This window comes from Nostoc sp. C117 (assembly GCF_043099735.1).
GTDB lineage: Bacteria > Cyanobacteriota > Cyanobacteriia > Cyanobacteriales > Nostocaceae > Nostoc.
On the sequence record NZ_CP170991.1, the window covers coordinates 1,184,759 to 1,204,711 of the forward strand.

At 41.7% G+C, this 19,953-nt stretch carries 16 protein-coding genes; 6 read left to right on the forward strand and 10 right to left on the reverse strand.

The features are described 5' to 3' along the window. The first annotated feature begins 7 nt into the window (after positions 1–7). On the forward strand, positions 8–4,108 hold the full coding sequence (locus tag ACFG4S_RS06430; protein WP_392535924.1) for a beta strand repeat-containing protein: 4,101 nt from the start codon (positions 8–10) through the stop codon (positions 4,106–4,108). A 210-nt stretch (positions 4,109–4,318) separates the two neighbouring features. Next, the gene (folE, locus tag ACFG4S_RS06435; RefSeq protein WP_392534000.1) at positions 4,319–4,969 is read left to right on the forward strand and encodes a GTP cyclohydrolase I FolE; all 651 of its coding nucleotides are present in this window, start codon (positions 4,319–4,321) and stop codon (positions 4,967–4,969) included. A gap of 139 nt (positions 4,970–5,108) precedes the next feature. Here the strand turns inward: folE and ACFG4S_RS06440 are convergent, their stop codons facing one another. The 3 genes from ACFG4S_RS06440 to ACFG4S_RS06450 form a co-directional block, all read right to left on the reverse strand. Further along, on the reverse strand, positions 5,109–5,468 hold the full coding sequence (locus tag ACFG4S_RS06440; RefSeq protein ID WP_392534001.1) for a cupin domain-containing protein: 360 nt from the start codon (positions 5,466–5,468) through the stop codon (positions 5,109–5,111). Beyond that, positions 5,465–8,359: a glycerol-3-phosphate acyltransferase gene (locus ACFG4S_RS06445; RefSeq protein ID WP_392534002.1), complete on the reverse strand. Its 2,895-nt coding sequence runs from the start codon at positions 8,357–8,359 to the stop codon at positions 5,465–5,467. Before ACFG4S_RS06445 ends, ACFG4S_RS06440 begins: the two co-directional genes overlap by 4 nt. Before the next feature lie 175 nt (positions 8,360–8,534). Next, complete coding sequence (locus ACFG4S_RS06450) at positions 8,535–8,675, reverse strand: hypothetical protein (RefSeq protein WP_041565237.1); 141 nt, start codon at positions 8,673–8,675, stop codon at positions 8,535–8,537. Between the two features lie 228 nt (positions 8,676–8,903). On the opposite strand from ACFG4S_RS06450, the gene ACFG4S_RS06455 reads away from it, so the two are divergent. Continuing rightward, positions 8,904–9,872 (forward strand): SGNH/GDSL hydrolase family protein, encoded by a 969-nt coding sequence (locus ACFG4S_RS06455; RefSeq protein WP_392535925.1) that lies wholly within the window; start codon positions 8,904–8,906, stop codon positions 9,870–9,872. Here ACFG4S_RS06455 and ACFG4S_RS06460 read toward each other — a convergent pair. The 6 genes from ACFG4S_RS06460 to ACFG4S_RS06485 form a co-directional block, all read right to left on the reverse strand. After that, positions 9,869–10,489, reverse strand: coding sequence for a hypothetical protein (locus ACFG4S_RS06460; protein ID WP_392534003.1), 621 nt, complete (start codon positions 10,487–10,489; stop codon positions 9,869–9,871). The two genes, ACFG4S_RS06455 and ACFG4S_RS06460, sit on opposite strands and share 4 nt — an antisense overlap. A 235-nt stretch (positions 10,490–10,724) precedes the next feature. Continuing rightward, positions 10,725–14,036, reverse strand: coding sequence for a protein DpdE (gene dpdE / locus ACFG4S_RS06465; RefSeq protein ID WP_392534004.1), 3,312 nt, complete (start codon positions 14,034–14,036; stop codon positions 10,725–10,727). A 306-nt stretch (positions 14,037–14,342) separates the two neighbouring features. Next, entirely contained in the window at positions 14,343–14,921 is a 579-nt protein-coding gene (locus ACFG4S_RS06470) for an HD domain-containing protein (protein ID WP_392534005.1), read from the reverse strand. A gap of 8 nt (positions 14,922–14,929) precedes the next feature. Continuing rightward, positions 14,930–15,298, reverse strand: a complete 369-nt coding sequence (locus tag ACFG4S_RS06475) for a TIGR03985 family CRISPR-associated protein (RefSeq protein ID WP_392534006.1) — start codon at positions 15,296–15,298, stop codon at positions 14,930–14,932. Between the two features lie 136 nt (positions 15,299–15,434). Beyond that, positions 15,435–16,049 carry a transposase family protein gene (locus ACFG4S_RS06480; protein ID WP_392534007.1) on the reverse strand — a complete coding sequence of 205 codons (615 nt, stop codon included), beginning with the start codon at positions 16,047–16,049 and terminating at the stop codon, positions 15,435–15,437. Continuing rightward, entirely contained in the window at positions 16,012–16,335 is a 324-nt protein-coding gene (locus ACFG4S_RS06485; RefSeq protein WP_392534008.1) for a transposase family protein, read from the reverse strand. Before ACFG4S_RS06485 ends, ACFG4S_RS06480 begins: the two co-directional genes overlap by 38 nt. A 70-nt stretch (positions 16,336–16,405) precedes the next feature. On the opposite strand from ACFG4S_RS06485, the gene ACFG4S_RS06490 reads away from it, so the two are divergent. The 3 genes from ACFG4S_RS06490 to ACFG4S_RS06500 all read left to right on the forward strand — a co-directional run bounded on the left by ACFG4S_RS06490 (position 16,406) and on the right by ACFG4S_RS06500 (position 18,429). Then, positions 16,406–16,939: an LssY C-terminal domain-containing protein gene (locus ACFG4S_RS06490; protein ID WP_392534009.1), complete on the forward strand. Its 534-nt coding sequence runs from the start codon at positions 16,406–16,408 to the stop codon at positions 16,937–16,939. Between the two features lie 291 nt (positions 16,940–17,230). Further along, positions 17,231–18,307 (forward strand): AI-2E family transporter, encoded by a 1,077-nt coding sequence (locus tag ACFG4S_RS06495; protein ID WP_392534010.1) that lies wholly within the window; start codon positions 17,231–17,233, stop codon positions 18,305–18,307. A 29-nt stretch (positions 18,308–18,336) separates the two neighbouring features. After that, positions 18,337–18,429 (forward strand): hypothetical protein, encoded by a 93-nt coding sequence (locus ACFG4S_RS06500; RefSeq protein WP_392534011.1) that lies wholly within the window; start codon positions 18,337–18,339, stop codon positions 18,427–18,429. Between the two features lie 599 nt (positions 18,430–19,028). Here ACFG4S_RS06500 and ACFG4S_RS06505 read toward each other — a convergent pair. Continuing rightward, a complete protein-coding gene (locus ACFG4S_RS06505; protein WP_392534012.1) occupies positions 19,029–19,892 on the reverse strand; it encodes a response regulator in 864 nt (287 codons plus the stop codon). Positions 19,893–19,953 lie beyond the last annotated feature (61 nt).

The following is a 19,953-nucleotide window of genomic DNA, read 5'->3' on the forward strand; positions in this document are numbered from 1 at the left end:
CATTGTTGTGGGTTACAGATCGGGCTACTCTGTCAGCAGTGCCGGAGACATCAATGGTGACGGCATTGACGACCTGATTATTGGGGACCCTCAAGCCTCCCCCAACGGAATGGATGTAGCTGGGAAGAGCTATGTAGTTTTTGGCAACAGCAGTGGCTTTGCATCGTCCTTCAACCTCTCATCCTTGGACGGCAGCAACGGCTTCGTGCTTAACGGCATCGATACCAATGATTATTCAGGCTGCTCGGTCAGCAGTGCCGGCGATATTAACGGTGACGGCATCAATGACCTGATTATTGGGGCATACCGTGCGTACATGAACGGCGAGAGCTACGTAGTGTTTGGCAAGAGCAACGGCTCTGGTTCGGTTCTTAACCTATCTGACCTGAATGGGACTAACGGCTTTGTACTCAGAGGTATTGATGTAGCTGACCAGTCAGGTAAATCCGTTAGCAGTGCTGGAGACATCAACGGTGACGGTATCGACGACCTGATTATTGGGTCACCTAATGCCGGACTGGATCGAGCTGGGAAGAGTTATGTAGTGTTTGGCAAAAGCAGTGGCTTTGGTTCGATCTTTAACCTCTCTGACCTAAATGGCAGCAACGGCTTTGTGCTCAACGGCGATACAGGTGATGCTTCAGGCATATCCGTCAGCAGTGCTGGAGACATTAATGGTGACGGTATCGATGACCTGATTATTGGAGCATACCATGCTTACACCAGCAACGGGTACTCTACTGGGGAAAGCTACGTCGTATTTGGCAGCAGCAGTGGCTTTACGGCCAGCCTTAACCTCTCCAACCTCAACGGCAGTAACGGCTTTGTTATCAAAGGTATTGATGCAAGAGACCACTCAGGCATCTCCGTCAGCAATGCAGGAGATTTTAACGGTGACGGCATCGATGACCTGATTATCGGGGCATACGGTGCTAACCCTAACAGCCAGAAATCTGCTGGTCAGAGCTATCTAGTGTTTGGTAGTAGCAGTGGCTTTGGATCTGGTCTTAATCTCTCAGACCTCAACGGCAGCAACGGCTTTACAATCAATGGTATCAATACATATGACAAGTCAGGCAGATCGGTTAGCAGTGCTGGAGACATCAATGGCGATGGCTTCGACGACCTGATTATTGGGGCATATGGTGCAAGTGCTAACGGACAGTCATCTGCCGGACAAAGCTACGTCATCTTTGGCTTTGCGACTAATAAGGTGGCTAATCAACCTCCAGTGGCAGTTGCCGATACGGCTACCACCAACGAAAACACCACTGTTAACATTGCGATCTTAGCCAACGACACCGACCCAGACAGTAACCTCTTAACGATAACAAGTGTCAACGATCGTGGAATTAGTGTTGGCAGGCCTATTCAACTGAGTTCTGGTGCTTTACTCACTCTTAATCCTGATGACACCTTCACCTACGACCCCAATGGTAAATTTGAAAGTTTAGGTGCAGGTGAAATCGGCAACGACAGCTTCACATACAGTATCAGTGATGGTAGCTTGATTAGTACAACTAGCGTCAATCTGACCATAAATGGAGTGAATGACGCACCCAGCTTGATTTCTGGTATAAACCTATCTGACCTCAACGGCAGTAATGGTTTCGTGCTCAAAGGTATTGAAGGTGACTATGCAGGTACCTCTGTAAGCGATGCCGGAGACATCAATGGTGATGGCTTCGACGACGTAATTATTGCGTCAAGTACTTCTAGCTACGTGGTGTTTGGCAACAGCAGTGGTTTTGCAGCCAGTCTCGATCTCTCATCCCTAGACGGCAGCAACGGCTTTGCAATCAACGGCATTGATTCAGTTAAGATTTTCGGTATCTCCGTTAGCAGTGCCGGAGACATCAACGGTGACGAGGTAGATGACCTGATTATTGGGGCATCCTTTGCCTCCCCTAACAGCAAAGAATATGCTGGGGAAAGTTACGTGGTGTTTGGTAGCACTAGTGCCTTTGCGTCTAGCCTCAACGTCTCCACCCTCAACGGTAGCAACGGCTTTGTAATCAACGGCATTGATGCAGGTGACGAATCAGGCTGGTCTGTCAGCAGTGCGGGGGACATCAACGGCGACGGCTTCGATGATCTGATTATCGGGAAGTCATTATTTGGTAACTCCAACAGCAACTCTAATGCTGGGCAAAGCTACGTGGTGTTTGGTAGCAGCACTGGCTTTGCAGCCAGGCTCAACCTCTCTACCCTCAACGGCAGCAACGGCTTTGTGATTAACGGCATTAATGCAGGTGACCGCTTAGGTTACTCTGTCAGCAGTGCCGGAGACATTAATGGTGATGGCTTCGACGACCTAATTATTGGGGCAGACGGTGCTGACCCCGACGGCAAGGAAAGTGCTGGGCAAAGCTACGTGGTGTTTGGTCACAACGGTAGCTTTGCATCGGTCTTGAACCCCTCGTCTTTGAACGGCAGCAACGGCTTTGTAATCAATGGTATTAATGCAGAGGACCAATCAGGCTGGTCTGTCAGCAGTGGGGGGGACATCAACGGCGATGGCATTGACGACTTGATTATTGGGACACGGAACCTTGCGGCACAAGTTGCTTACCCCACCAACGAAGTGAATATAGTTGGGCAAAGCTACGTGGTGTTTGGTCAGAGCGGTGGCTTTGGAGCCAGTCTCAACCTCTCCGACCTTAACGGTAGCAACGGCTTTGCGATCAATGGCATGATTACTGCTGAAATACCAGCCTACTCTGTTAGCAGTGCAGGAGACTTCAACGGTGACGGCATTGATGACGTAATTATCCGGGCATTGTCTACCATTCCTTCTGATTTCAGAGACAGCTTACTTACTATCGGCAGCTATGTGTTGTTTGGCAAGAGTAGTGGCTTCGGAGCCAGTCTCAACCTCTCGTCTTTGGATGGTAGCAATGGCATCGTGATTAACGGCCTCGCTGGTGGTGAATTAGGCAAATCCGTTAGCGGTGCAGGAGACATTAACGGTGATGGCTTTGACGACGTGATTATAGGGGCACCAGCTTACTCCCGCTCCGATATTCTACCTGGAAAAAGCTACGTTATCTATGGTTTTCCGACTAGCGCAACCACGGGCGAAGATACTGCCGTTAAAATCCTTGCTAGCAGCATCCTCAGCAGATATTCGGACGTTGAAGGCGATACTTTAAGCATTAGTGACTTTACTAACCCTACCAACGGCACACTGAGATTCAATAATAATGGCACTGTTAGCAACGCCAGCGATGACTACTTCATCTACACCCCCAACGCCAACTACAACGGCACTGACAGCTTCACCTACACTGTCAATGACGGCAATGGCGGCACCATTTCTGGTACTTTTAACCTAAAGGTGAAGCCAGTCAATGACGCACCAGTTGCAGTCAATGATACTGTTACAACTGCCAAATATACTGCTGTGAGTATCCAAGCAAGTACCTTGCTGGCTAATGATACAGATGTTGATAGCACCAATCTCAGAATCACTGGCATCAGTGCAGCAACTAACGGTACTGCGGTACTGAAAAATAACGGCACTCCCAATAACACAGCTGATGACTTCATTGTGTTTACCCCAAATACCGGGTTTAGTGGTGCAGCTAGCTTTGAATACACCATTAGCGACGGTGAATTAACTAGTACTGCTAAGGTAACTGTACAAGTAGGCGATCGCCTACTTGGTGGTAACGGCAACAACTACCTCAACGGCACCCCTGGGGATGATTACCTCAACGGTGGCAATGGCAAAGACTCTCTCAATGGCGGCAGTGGTAATGATACCCTCATTGGCAGTAATGGTAATGACATTCTTTCTGGTGGTAACGGCAAAGATATTCTCTGTGGCGGTAATGGGAATGATAGGTTATCTGGTGGTTTTGGTAACGATACCCTTACTGGTGGCAATGGCAAAGATAAATTTGTCTTGGCTGCAACCCAAGGTACTGATACAATTACTGACTTCTGCAAAGCCACCGACTTGATTGGATTGTCTGGGGGTTTGAGCTTTAGTCAGTTAAGTTTCTCCGGTCACAAAATCATCGTCACTGCTACTGATGAAATTTTGGCAACACTGACTGGAATTAATACCACAACACTAACTGCTGCTAATTTCACGAGCGTTTAGTGTTAACACAATCTACATATTAGAGACGCACAGCTAGGTGTGCGTCCCTACTCACATACCTCATTCAAATCAAAATCGCTATATACCTAAAATATTTTTGATAATTAAGAAATATAAAGTTATGTTACTCTTAGTAAAGAGTCAGGAGTCAATGGCAACAGACATCTGACAAGTAGCTGATTTATTAAACATTCCCACAGAACTCACACAATGACTCTATCGATTAGTCCCGATCTAACTTCTGCTGAGCAGATGCTGTCATCTTTAGCGACTGAGCAGCAGGAAACTGTAACAGAAGCCGAAATGATGCAAGCAGTACGTACTTTGCTAATTGGCTTAGGAGAAGATCCAGACCGTGAAGGACTCAAAGATACGCCCAAAAGAGTGATGAAAGCCTTGCAGTTTCTCACAAAAGGATATCATGAGTCTTTGGATGAACTGCTAAATGGAGCAGTCTTTACAGAAAATGCCAATGAAATGGTTTTAGTTCGGGACATTGATATTTTCAGTTCCTGCGAACACCATATTTTACCAATTATTGGTCGTGCCCATGTTGCTTACATTCCTAATGGCAAAGTTATAGGACTATCGAAGATTGCCCGTATTTGCGAAATGTATGCACGACGTTTACAAGTACAAGAACGTCTGACAGTGCAAATTGCTGATGCATTACAAGGATTACTCAAACCCCAAGGAGTAGCAGTGGTAATTGAAGCAACCCACATGTGTATGGTGATGCGGGGTGTGCAGAAACCAGGTTCTTGGACTGTTACTAGTGCAATGCGTGGTGTTTTTGCAGAAGATGTGCGGACTCGCCAGGAATTTATGAATTTAATCCGACACAATTCTAATTTTCATTAAATAGGCTGGGCTTGAATAATTCCTAATTCGTAATACTTCGGCTACTTCGGCTCTGCGGTAGTTGAGCGTAGTCGAAACTCAGTACAAGTCTGCTCATTACAAGTTCGTAATTTGTAATTGAATTCTTAACCACGAATTATTAATTAGTTAATGCAAGCTGATTTTGCACTCGCAAACCAAAGTAAGTCAGAACAAGTTCCGTTGAGCCACTATTGACAACTTCATGTACTTCTCCCGGTTCGATCGCCACGCAGTTTCCTGGAAGCAGGGGATATTCTTTACCATTGATGTGAATTATCCCCAAACCAGCTTCTACAAAGAATACTTCACACATATCCTGATGGGCGTGTGCTGGTGCAGTTTGTCCGGGAGCAAAACGTGCTTGAGAAAAGTTAGTCAGGTGAGGTAAATCGCCGAGGCGTAACATCACCTTTTTCTTGATTTCGGGATTGTGAGAAACTGACTCTTCTGGTAGGTTGTTGAGGGAAGTGGTAATCATTCGGGTCTCAAATCGTTAGATAATTCCACAATACCCCTAGTTCCATCAATCCGTACTCGTTGACCATCTTGCAATAGCCATGTGGCACCGCGAACATCCATGACGGCAGGAATTCCGTATTCACGGGCAACGATCGCCCCGTGGGAAAGCCTTCCACCAGCTTCGGCAATCAATCCGCCAGCTCTTAATAACAAAGGTGCCCAGCCGGAATCTGTGTAAGGTACTACTAAAATTGTATCTCGGTCAATGTCTGGTACATCTTCTAAGTTTCGCAACACTTTCACTCTGCCTTCGGCTTGCCCGTGGCTGGCTCCAATGCCTTGTAAAATTTGGTCAGAGTACAGCAAAGAAGGCGCTAAGGGGTGAGGGGGTGTATTGCCGTAGACGACAAAGGGTACTTGAGTAATCTCGCTATCTTGGAGAAATTGCGATCGCCTAAATTCCAATAACTCAACCAACTCTTCGATTAAGTTGGAATCTGTTCCCGCAACTAGACGCCGGACTTCATCAAAGTCTAGAAAAAAGATATCGCCTGTTTTCCTCAGTAAACCAGACTTTAACCAAATCTTCTCTAAAGCGACAAAACTCCAACGCAGTTCAGCCAAAAGTCGTGAATAAACTTCGGTGACTCGTCCTTTAATATCTACCCGCCGTTGAACAAAACCACGTTTGCCTGTATCAGAAAAGATGCTATTGTTCGTGTCTTTCGCACTTGGTTGCAGTTCGTTCCCCTGAATTAACTGGACAAACATCTGCTGGATCATCTGAGGATTCTCCCGCCAAGTAGGAACGGAAATATCAGTTCCCACTTGACTCAAATAGCCGTAATCTTGAAGCAACTCGTCAAAATCTTGCAGGATTTTCTTGCCTTCGGGGGTTTGCTTTAACTCCTCAAATATCTGTCTTGGCTCAAATTTAGATAATATCTGCTTGGCATCTGCGGCGATTGCACTGAGCGATCGCAATGCTGCTACTTCTGGGGTAACGCTATGATCGATTTGCTTATCCTTTACCCGAAAAATCGCCTGTCTCAAGGCAGCACTCAAGGGAGCTAAAATACTGTAATACGTTCCTTGATGGATCAATTCCAAGATCGTGTCAATTCTTGCCAATAACTTGGGTGGCTCCAAATTATCTATATCTTCCTGCGCCAATTGCGATAACCCAGGAATGAAGCGTTTGTGATAATCTCGTTTGAAGTCTTTTTCTAAATTTAATTCCCGCTTCAGCAACCTCCCTAATCCTGGTAAATTTTCCCAAGTTGACTTCCAAGACGGCTTACTCAGTTTAGCTCCTCTGATTAAAAACTCCAGACTTTCTGGCGGCAGTCCCATGCGGATAAAAATATCTCCTAAGAGGGATGCGTTAAAGTAAGCTCTGGAATAATGCAGAGTTGCTGTTTGGCTAAAATCTAACCCGACAGCAGCATCGCCCAAAACTAAAGTAAAAATTTCTCCCCAAACTCCACAAGTTAAGGGACGATTGATCGACCATGTTAAGGGGTGAATTACTCCAGGAATCACTTCGGCGGCGATTTTGCGTGTCCAGATGGGTAGTAAAGTAGTGATTGGTCGAGATTGCAATACCCACAGTGTTTGACCGTCGTAACTCCACTCCATATCTTGAGGAGTGCCGTTGTAACGTTTTTCTAGTCGGTAAACCAAGTATGCAACTTGCTTGATTAATGCTTGTGGTACTCTTCCTTCACCCTCCAATTGCACAGAAGAAGAGTTTTCTGTCTCAAGAACAAAAGCGCGATATTGTTCTGGTGTGACTTTTCCCGAAACGACTTGTGTAGCACTGCCTGGAAGGGCTTCAATGATGATGGCATCACCTTGCTGGGCGATGGGATCGCGGCTGAAAGCAACACCAGAATATACACTTTGGACTTGTTGTTGAATCAGTACACCCATTGCTGTGTCATTTAAACCGCGATCGCGTCGATATTGCACAGCAGATGGATGATTATAAGAAGCTTGAACTTGGGCGATCGCTTCTTGTAATGCCTGAGGGCTGGTAACATTTAAAACTGTTTGATACTGTCCAGCCGCCGAAGCGTGTTCTGAGTCTTCGCCAATGGCAGAAGAACGCACCACCAACGGAGATAATTCTGATGGTTGGAGAAATTCGGTCAACAGTTCTGGATCGTCGATTGGCGCAAGTACCCATCCCTTGGGCACTGGGTAACCCCAGCGCTTAATTTGAGATAATGTAGCTGCCTTTTCGCCGACGATGCTAGCATCTAACTCTTCGTCTAAGGAAACCATCGCGCGATCGCCACGTAAAAACTCCAACATCGCTTGCGATTCTGTTTGTGCTTCTTGGGCTGATAAGTTCATGTCATCAGGAATTTTTTTGTAAATCCAGCCCATTAAACTAGCTAAAGCCACAGCAGCAACCATTCTAGGGATATCGCTGAGGTGCAGAAGTGCAACAAACAGAGGAAAGAGAACTAAAACCCCAAATTTTACTACCTGTCTGGAGTGCAGAATTAAAAAGCTAATACCTGCAAAGAAAGACACAAGTATTGCCACCAGTGGATCGTGTACGACAAATCCCCAGACGACATTTGTCGTACCTGCCCCTCTGCCTATCCAGTATCTACCGATGACCAAAGCAATCAGGGCAATTAATTCCCAAGAAGATCCATCTGGGAAGAAAACACGGCAGAGTAAGACTGCTGCAACTCCTTTAAAAGCTTCTGACAAAACTGCCAGAATTCCTACCAGTGTACCGCCGTGGTAAAAAGCAGCTGATACACTAATATTCCCTGTACCAACTTGTGATAACTGCTTGCGTTTAAGCGCGTAAGTTATCCATGCAATCAGGGGTAATCCGCCCAAGAGGGGGCAGGCGATTAAGATAACTAAGACACCCCAAAGTTCAAACATTATGGATTTTGGATTTTAGATTTAAATTTGCCATCTAAAATCTCAAATCTCAACTCTAAAATTTTTCTGAAATTTTGATGGTTATTAGGGCGCTTTTATTTACTAGTTGCTTGAGGGACACTTGGCTAACACGGAAACCGTTTAAGACAAGTGTCCTTCTAGACTACTAATGGTTTTAGTTTAGCGCATAGGCGGCTTGTAGCGCCCAGATGATGAGAGCAGCGATCGATCCCAGAAGCAACACGGTAGAGATAGTGACTACTTTTGGGGAATCTGCACCCTCAAATTTCATAATTCCTCGATTTAAGTCGGACACAGTTTTGTAATCCTCCTCTGTTAGGGCATGAAACAGTTGTCCGTCTTGATTGTAGTCCTTCTTTTTATGGATAACGTTAAATCCCTAATATTATTTTGTTTAAGCTTGGCAATTTTTCAATCACCACAATTACTGTTTTTTCCAAAGGAATGAGTTTTATTTATACAAAATGGGAATTGTAAATTGGGCATTGGGCATCGGGCATTAGTTTTTGACAAAGGACAAATGATGAAAGTATTGCTGTTATTAATTGTGGTGGTGGTTGTGGGATTATTTTTGGTGTTGGAAGTAGGATTGCGATCGCTCTTTGGCTTTGGTAATCCCCTGATTTATGTTGGTGATGACCAAATTGGTTATTTATTGGCTCCTAACCAGCGTACCCGACGCTTTGGTAATCGCATTGAAATTAATGAGTATTCTATGAGAGGTAGTCCAATAACTCAGACGCGGCCTTCTTCAACGCTGCGAGTCTTATTGTTAGGTGATTCGATTGCGAATGGTGGTTGGTGGACAGATCAAGATAAGACAATATCCAGTTTGATGATGCATTCTCTGGCATCATTGACTAACCGTAATTATCAGCAAGCCCAAGTGCTAAATGCTTCAGCCAACTCTTGGGGACCCAGAAATGAATTAGCTTATTTAGAGAAGTTTAGCGATTTTAACGCCCAGGTAACAGTATTACTAATTAATACCGATGATTTGTTTGCTACTGCTCCGACTTCTTTACCAGTGGGACGCGATCGCAATTATCCAGATAGTAAACCAGCCTTAGCATTAGAGGAAGTGTGGCAGCGTTATATCGTCAAGCAAAAGCCAATTCCGGAATTGAAAGCAGTGCAAAATGAACCAGGCGATCGCGTGGGGATTAATCTGGAGGCGATCGGTAAAATTCAAGCGCTAACTCGCCAAAGCAACAGCCAATTTTTGCTAGTGATGACTCCGTTACTACGAGAAATTGGCGAACCTGGCCCCCGCGATTATGAAATTAAAGCACGTCAGCGTTTGAGTGACTTTACGAAAGCGGAGCAAATTAACTATATTGATTTTTTACCAATATTTAATTCAAATACTGAGCCTAGAGGTTTGTTTCACGACCATATTCACCTTAACTTGCAAGGCAATAAATTTGTCAGTGAAGTTATGGAGCGATCGCTTTTGGAAATTTTGAGTCAGTCTCATTCACAGATTATTTAAGTTTCTCGAATCCAAAGTGCTAGTCCTCCGCCACGGCCACGAGCCGCAATGAAATCTTCTGTTACCAAAAAGAAGGCAAAAAAGGGTAGTTTAGCGATCGACTGGTTATAGAAATCTTCTGTTTGAATTTTCGGTGAGCGAATTGGCCTATTGTACACAATACGACCAAACAAACTGATAACTATTTGGTTAAAGTCAAATGCCAATAAATTTTTCTTCCCGATGTATTGTACTGGTCCAGTAAGATTTAATAATACAGGGGCTAATTCAACTTGATTAGCAATTTCGCCTTTAGCTGAATCGTGTTCTAAATTGGCATTATAAGAAATATGAATTGGTACAAATTTGGGCACATACAAACCCTTTCCTAATATAATTCCTCCTCGTTTTCTAACTTTTTTTGTACCAGTAGCAAAGCAAAGTCGCCATCTTCCCAGAAGAGACTCAAAGGGATAAGTCAGCCGTTGTTGCTTGGCAGCTTTTTCTGCTTGTAATAACGCATTAACTAATATTTCCGGACTAGGGCGTGTGTCTTTTTGTCCTCGATACGCAGCCGCAGCTTGTGATAGGACGGTTACAAAGTCAGGTGTAGCTGTAGATGTCAAATCAGCCATCATGAGGGCTTAACTATTTTTTTGCTTTTCTGATAGATTGTAGCGTTCATCTGTCACAGAAATATGGTTGAGCGATCGCTTTATTAGGGATTGAAACTCGATGAATTATGACCTACGCTGGGGATCAACAAAGTTACAGTTGAAATTTCATTAACTCCCTATTAGGCAATACAGTTGGAATAAGACCAAAACACTTGTAGAGACGGCGATTCATCGCGTCTCTTGGCTTAATGCAATATCACTCAAATTGCACAAGCGATCGCCGAGATACAATAATAAAGCCAACAGAATCAAGCTTGAGGAGTGGCTGACGAATTCCCTCTAAAATAGCTGCACTTAAAGCAGTTTCTATCTTCAGTTCTTCAGCTAGTGCTTGATCCCAACTTTGCTGATTTAGACGTAAGCGCAATTGTTCTAATCTATTGTCTAATTTCTTCTCGGCAACCTTAGCAGATTTTTCGCACAACTCAATAAAATCGGGACGATTCGATAATAATTCTAAAGAAGCGTTACGTACTTCATAGCAAAAATTTTGCCATTTGCTAGGCTCAACAAAATCATCAATAATTCCTAAGCGCTCTTTTGCTAGATTATAATCTCGTCCTTGATTATTGTTTTTATCTTTATATGGACGTTGTAAGATATTCAACAGGGCTTTATCTTCAACAACAGATATTGGCTCATTACAACCATCAATATAGATAGTTTCTATAATTGGTGGAAATAAAGCATCAACACGCCGCTGCAAGATTTTGAATTGAGCATTATCGAGTTTGCGATCGATTAAAACTTGTTTGGCAACTTTTAAATTTGTCTCCACTATATAATTACATTGGAAACCGAACCACTCCTTCCCATCTTTATCATTCCAAGATGCATCAGTACGCCACATAGCAAAGGCTTGACCTCGGTCATCCCAGTCTATATAGTTCAAGAGTGATTCTACAAATCCTTCGCCAACTCGAAAGATTTTAATCCCAGAATTTTGATTTGCTATCCTGCGGTTATAAGTACCAAATCGGTCTAAATAACTGTCAGCAAACCGGGTTTTTAATTCATTTATAGGAACCAATGTACGCATCGTCGGTTGATAACGGCGCATTTCTGATGAATCTGGGTTATTAACAATCTTGAATCCCAGTGCGTCACAAATCCAGCCTTCAATGGCTCGCTTAATTTCTAAATGGCAAGCATCATAATTATCTAAATCTTGAAAATACTGGGTTGCATTTTCATCGCTAGAGTCAATTTCATCTAAGGCATTTTGTTCGCTAATTTTGGCTATCTCGGCTTCAACTTGCTCTTGAATTGGCGAAATCTTCTCCAACAGTCCAGCAGCACTTGATTGGAATAAAATTGCTTCTAATTCTGCAAGTTTGTCATCGACATAAAACTGTAAACTGGCAATTGATTGTTGAAAAATCCCAAACCCATCTTTCAAAACTTTGTACCAAGCATTATGGGGGCTATCTTCCAAATAAGGGCCAATTAAAGCACAGGATTGTACGCCAATTTTGCTGCCAATGCGGTCAAGTCTGCCAATTCTCTGTTCTAATTGATTGGGTGACCAAGGAAGATCGAAATGAATTAACCAGTCAGCAAACTGAAGATTACGTCCTTCTTCTCCAGAGCGATCGCATACTAGAATAAAGCAGTTTGGCTTATTTTTGAATCTATTTAAGCCTTCTTCAACTTTTTCTGGTGATTCTCCAAATTGATGGCTGACTACTGCCTCTGTACCAAAGGTATCAGATAAATACCGGACAATTTCTGCACAAGTCTGGGCAAAACTGGTAAATATAATAAATTTGGGAAAAATATCGTCGGCAATTGGTCTGCGAATTCTCTGTTGTATCCTGGTGATAAATTCGTTTTTATTTCTCCGGACGTTTGGCGGAATTTTGAAGTAGATACCTAGCTGATTCAGTAACACTGTCCTCAGATTTTCCTTGCGTTCTCCGTCTTCTACAGGCTGACGAATAACTTTTTGTAAGGATTGTAAAATCTCTTCTTCCCCGGAAAATTTGGGAGTTGTAGTTAAGATGCGAATATCATTTTCTGTAAACTCCTGGATGAGTTTAGCATGGGGTTTACCAGTTAAACGGGCTGTAATTACCTGTTCTAAAATGCCCAACCAGGTCCCAGAAGCAAGGAATAATAACAGAAAAATTGATTGATATTGCTTTTCTTGAGGAGCAACAGTACGCCATTGATTGATGAGTTCATGAATATCAAGCGATCGCTCATCTAAATCATATTCTTCTTTAGGTGTAAAATTGCGATCGAAGATCACATCTTCCACCGCAGCACGACGGTTGCGAAGCATTCGCCGATGTAGTCGATAGGTATCGCTAATGTGGGTGCGAATTGCTTGGACGATTTGATTTTTCTGAGGAGAATCTCCTTGTAAACAATTTTCTAAATTGTCTGCCAACTTCAGTAAATACCGATCCTCAGTAAAGAGGTTTCGTAATTCCTGCAAATGATTTTTGAGGACAGCCGGCTTTGCATCTTCTCTAAAAGCCAGAAGAACTTTCCCTATTTGCTGACGACTGGCAACTTTGGCACGAAAACCTGCTAAATCATTCAGTTTATAGGTTGTTGGGTCGAGCAAGTGCAACATTGCCAAAAAATCTTGCTCGTGATTAACAACAGGAGTAGCGGATAATAAAAGTAAGCGATCGCTTTTATGGGCAAGCTGTTTACAAATCTCAAAACGCTCCTGCACTGCTGCATCTTTAGATGTCGCCATTGCGGCGATGTGATGAGCTTCATCTAATATTAAACAGCCTATCCTAGCCTTCAGGTTGATTTTATGAACATCTTCAACCGCTAGCACCACCACCCGTTTCGGAAAATGAGAAATATAAAACTTATTTTCTAACTCAGTGCGCCATTGTTGCAGTAAATATTTGGGAACTATGACTATCGAACCTTTTTTCGGTTCATCGAGGAGGAATTGACGGAGAATTGCACCCGCTTCGATGGTTTTTCCTAGTCCCACCTCGTCTGCTAATATATAGCGTTGAATTGGATCTTCCAGTACCCGCCGGACAACTTCAACTTGGTGAGGATAAAGATCGATATTTGCCGAAATCAGTCCTGTCATTCCCCGACTCACAGCGCGTTGCTGAATCAAAGATTTGACAAAACCCAGTCTTTTATCATGAAAGTAAGGTGTTTCATGACCCTTCATTGCCAGAGTTTCAATCGGGTCTGTGTTCGGTAAATTACAACGGACGTAAATTTCTTCTTCAGTAACAATTGCCGTTTTCTTGTCTGGTAAATCAATTTGATACTTTTCTGTTTCTTCGTCCCAGATGAAAATTCTGCCAATTATCCATTTATCCTGGGTTTCTAACCTGATATAGCATCGCGCTTGGGGTTCAAGCTTAACTTGAGATAGCGAACTTAAAGGTAAAGTTTTTTGCAGACGTTGCCCTATTGAGCAGAAATACTCAACGTTTGCATTGGTCTGAGATATTTCTGTAACTTTTCCTATACCCAAAGAGTTATTCTGGGACTGTACTAGTAAACCAAGCTTAATCATAGATCCAGTCCCCTAAACAGACTAAAAGTACTTTCCAGACTAGTTTGCTAACTCATATCTGGCAATTTTTTAGATTAACATTATAGATAATAAACTGCTATTACAGTTTTTCGGCATAGCAATCTGTAAGTTACATCAGAACTCGCACCAGTCACCACAACCGCCTCAGAATCAATTCTGAGGCTGATAACTAAATTTTTCGGCGTTGCTGAATATGCGATGATTGGGGCTGACACGGGGACGCAGTGATTATCTATACGATCCAAATTCTCAAATCATTCCGCAATTATGCAATGCCAAAAGATATTAAGCAAGATTGTCTTGGGACAATTGACTGACAACTCGTTGGAGTTCTTGTGTCATCCAATCATTACCTGTTTGCTGGTAAACCTGAATTAGTGATTGATAAAACCACAAAGTCTTCTCCTTACCATTACTAAACTCAGTCCAAATGGTATCTCCTTGTTGTTGCCAATCTGCTAATAGCGATCTGGCATTATGCAGTTTATCTGCTAAAGATACCAGCCTGACAGATGGTGATGTATGGCGCAGGTTTTCTAAATATCGCTGTTTCCGTTCTAGCCAAGGAGGTTTAGGAGGCGTGTCCCACTCTGTACAACCATCAATAATTGCCACAACCGTTTCCCCATAAAGTTGACGGACTTGTTCGCGGGTAGGGATGCCGCCTTGGTCTTCTATACTATCGTGCAACAGAGCTGCGATCGCTTCTTCTTCACTTCCACCAGCTTCTAAAACCAAAGCGGCTACACTCAGTAAATGTGAAATGTAAGGAACACCGCTAATTTTACGTGTTTGTTCAGCATGAAGACGAGTTGCATAGACTAAAGCTGATGCAAATTTTTCTGTGAGTTTAACTGTATTCATAACAAAAATCAATTTTGATGGTAAAGTTGGAATTCTTCGGCTACATCAGCAGCAATATTTTGTCTTAAATCAAAGGCAAAAATCACCTCGCATTTAGGTCGCCATGCACGCAAACGCATAATGACGTTATTATCTCGATTATTTGCATCTTGATATCTGATAAATACTTGATAGTAAGCATCTTTTGGTGAGCGTTGAGCAAGAATACTTAGCAAAGTTTGTTGTTGTTCTGTTTGTTTAATTTCACGTTTAATCAATCGTTGTAATTGCTGATAATTAATTTCTTTAAATGTTTCATGGCGGATAGTATTTTGAATATAACGGTCATGATAATCACGGCCAAATCTGAGTAAAATGAGTTGTGAAGGTAAATACATTTACAAGGCTTTGAGACCAGTCCTTGCAGATTCTGTTTCAACGAAGAAATCAGCGTTTGATATAGTTACTGATAGTTTAGAGCGAAAAAATACATGATCTTGCCCGACGCAAACACAATTTTTAATTAATACTAAGTTATTTCGGTAAGACAAAAGTTCCAATTCGCAGTCTTACCAGACCACAAACTAACAAAACTATTTGATTATAAATATCAGTATTTAATCTAAATCTTTGTGATGCAACTGGGAAAATTTTTACAACACGTATTAAATACTCAACAAATATACGCTTACTTGATAGAGCTTTATTTTCTTCTTTTTGTTGTTCATTTAATTGTTGTTTTCTTTTCTTCTTATGAGGATTAGTAATATTATTCCCACCTTGATACGCTTTATCTCCCTCAAATTCTTGTTTTTCATCAGATTTTGTTTGTTGCTCTCGGAATAATTTTATGTCTGCCATTAGTCCAGGATAACCTACTTTAATATCAATTATATCTTTCCCTTCTGGTAAGGAAACTATTTGATTTTTTACAGCATGCTGTTTTTTCTTCCCAGAAAAGAACTTTTTTTGCTCTTCGTTGTCAGATGGTCTATCAATCCGCTGTTCTAGACTATCGACCAGTAACTTAAAACTCGTTAATATTTCTTGTACAATCATTAAATCTCCTTCTTTATCTTCGACTTGTTCTATTAAACTAGAAGGTATAATTTTACGTAATATTTTTCTCGCTTTTATGAAAAGTATCATTAGATAAAGTTTTTGATATACCAAACATTATTCCTAAAACTTCAAATGTGGGTATTTGTCTCAGATCAAACAAACACAAACATACTTGTTCTGAGATGGATAATAATTCTTTGCGTCCACCTCCACGACGATGTATTCTAACTTTCCTCTGTTCAAATTTGAGTTGTTCTTCTTCATGACTTTTTTTAGCATAGTTTACAAGGTCAGTAAATTGCTCATAATTAATCCCCAAAAGTTGCTTTGCTCTTCGTGGATACTTTTGTATATCATCAAAGATACTAATCATTTAATTAGATGCTGGTAGAGGGTCAATTTTACTTTCTACCATTTTTTTGTACCCAAATCATATTCCGGACGTGTCTATTGGAATTGCTAAAAGTGTTCTCCTCAAGGATTCTTACCCAACTGCACCTGTAAGTAATTTATATCTGTGGGGACGTAAACAGGATTTAGCTTTTGAACTACCTATAGGAAACAATGCCAAAACTAGACATCACGTTCGCTTGTGGCAATCAAACAACCTCAATGCTGATAGTAGACCCCTATGGCTAGGTTCAGCAACATTTGACCAAAGCGTGGAACTTAGCCACCGCACAGGGCAGATTACTCACCATATTGATGCAGACATTGATGAAGAAAGAGATAACGTAATTAAAAGTATTGATTTGACACACCAGATTGCCCAATTATATCAAGTCACAGGTATAGAGGCCACATGGGTTGGTCGTAATGGAGGAGGTGACAGATATTATACAGATGGCGAACTAACTATTTGTGTACTTTCAATGAATAATATTGCTCAAACAAAACCATCAACTTATTCACCATCACCAGAGCCAGTTAAGTTCAAAAATCAACTATGGTCATGGCTGCGACACTATTTTAAATAGCTCAACTCAAGAAAACAGGATAATTTGATGCAAACTCAACAATTTGTTAAACTGATTTCTCAAGAAAGATAATTTAAATTTATAGATCTCTGTTAAGGGAAATAAAATAAAATTTTAGCTAGAGAGTGAAATATCTGAACACATTAAAATTGACTTGACTATATGGGCACAAACAAGAGAGAAAAACGAGACTTGTGTTAATCAGGCTTACAGTTACTCTTAACAATAAAAATTATGCGCCATCTCAGGCACTAAATTTGTAAAATTAAAACAGAAGAATAAGTGATAGTAATGGCAAATCCCAAAGATAAAGAGAATGGATGGTCGCAGTTAACTCGCGGTGCCCCATTGGCAGTAATTGTAGCGGTGGTACTCTATATTTTATACCAACTTTTACCAGTTTTAGAACTTTTAGTTGTTGCAGCATTGATTGCTTTAATTTTACGAACCCTATTAAGGTTTTTGCAAAAGTTAGTCAAATCACAGGATATTGCTGTTTTGCTACTAATTGGATTAATCATTGGATTTGTTGTGGTATTAGCTACTGTAGTCCTACCTAGTGTGACATTTGAATCTCAAAAATTAATCAAAACATTACCAACTTATCTCAATAGATTGACAGGAGATGTTGAGCAACTACGCCAGAAATTTGCTTTTATTCCTGACATATCCCAAGCACTAATACAATTACGGAATTTGACCGACCAGTTACTAGGGGGAGTACCAGTTTTCTTAGGTGAAGCTTTGAGTTTAACCGTAGAGTTGGTAGCAACGTTAATTTTAGCGCTTTACATGGCTTACGATCCTAATTCCTTAGTGAAAGGGATTTTAAGATTAGTACCAAGGCGACATCATCATCGGTTTAAAGGAATCCTTAAGGCTTGCGAGACAAGATTGCGAGGCTGGATTTTTGGGACAGGAATAGCGATGATATTTCTGGGTGCCGGAGCAACATTTGGACTTTTGATTTTGGGGATTCCGTCAGCCCTACCATTTGGGATTATTGCAGGTTTATTTGAAATAATTCCTTACTTTGGTTCGGTCATTGGTGCTTTTTTACCAGCATTAGTAGCATTGAGTATTTCACCGCTAAAACTAGTATTTGTGTTGATACTTTTCTTTGTAATGAATCAAATAGATGCCCATGTTGTTCAGCCTTTGGTGATGGGTCAACAAGTAAATATCCATCCAGTGATGGTGATTGTGACATTTTTGGTAATGGGTAAGCTATTTGGATTTATTGGTGTGCTACTTGCAGTGCCTGCGGCAGCAGTGATAATTACGCTTATTGATGAGTTTACTCCGTCAGAAAAGCTGATAGAGTCAGTCGGAGTTGAAACTGGAATAGATGTTCAATCAAACGATTAAATCGCTATTTTGGTGAAATTGATGCAGCATTGATTGAACGAATTCGAGTATTATCTATTGAGCAATTGTCTATTTTAGGAGAAGCGAGCTTGGTTAAATTAGCAAGCCGGATAACAACATGACCCAGATATTCATTCCATAGAGAATGGTAGTATTTGGGGGTATAAATCGAGGCATTTAAAATGGCAATAGAAGTGTTTCCATCATCATTTTATTGCGACTGTGGACATAAATTGTATTTCTTTGAGAATACCGTTAGGGAGATGGAAAAAATCAGCAGAACAAAACTTGTCACTTTAAGCGACGGACAAGATAACGAACACATAATTGTTCTTTTTTAAGGGCAAGGCAATAGAGATTAAACCTCTTGCAAAAGTGCTTTTACCCAATCATACACTACAGACTTGCATCCACTTCCAAAGTTAACCCAAAGGAGCCACTGCCTCATATATGCATTCCATATACTTCTTTATCGTTGACCATAACTACCCAGCGTTGCGTTTGAAGTTCCAGAATTAACCGAGCAGAAAATTAGCGATCGCATCAGTCGAGTCTATTCCAACTCACTGGAGGAGACAGTCAAAAATCTGTTGAAAATGCCCGAATCCAAAGAATCACAATCGCAAGATACAACCAAAACAGAACTAGACCTATTGAAATATTTCTTAGTTTTTATTAGTAAATAAGATGCATTCGCCCTGCACTTTTACAAGAGTTCCACCTATTGTTGCAATCCAAACTGATGCTCTTTGCGCCAAGCTTGGGGAGGTAAACCGTGATGTTGGCGAAACTGGCGGGAGAAATGGGACACATCCTGATAGCCCAATGCTTTCGCTATCTTCTCGACTGTCTGATCGTTATTTTGGAGTAAAAAACGCGCTCCCGCCATTCGGCGTTTGACAATCCAACAGTTTACAGTCTCTCCTGTCTGCCTTGCTACTCGGTTAGTTAAGTAAGCAGGTGAGTAACCAACAGCAAGAGCCACATCACACAAAGTAATTCCTTGATGATAATGGGTTTCGATAAAGTCGAAAACTTCTTTTAATTGGGGAATGCAGGGAAAGATTGACTTGGAAGCATGTTTATCAGGGGCTTCTCTATCAGAGGCTACCGCAACACCTTCAGCGATCGCTGTAGTATTATCTGCAAATACTGATTTTGCAGCTTTTTCAAATTGAATATTGCACCAGTATTGGAGATTAGCTTGCTTTTGCAAGCGGGTAGCGATCGCTCTGAGCAATTCATCTAGTGTCGAGGGTTTGGTAAGATAGTCATCTGCTCCCAATTCCATAGCTTTGCGAACATCTGCTCTGGTGCTACTGCCAGTCAGAAAAATGAAAGGAATAATTGCTGTCACAGGATCTTGCCGTAACGTAGTTAAAACGCCATAACCATCCATATCGGGCATCGTGATATCACAAATCACTAAGTCGGGTGTATCCTTGTATGCTTGTTGGATACCAATACGACCGTTTTGAGCGCCTATCATATCAAACCCTTTAGCTTCAAGACCCTTTAAATAAAGATTGCGAGTAACGCTATCATCTTCAATAACCAGAATTTTCTTTGACGATTCGTACATCATTTTCTATTACTATAATTTTTTACAAAAGCTAATTACTACACTCTTTGATGAGTATCTAAAT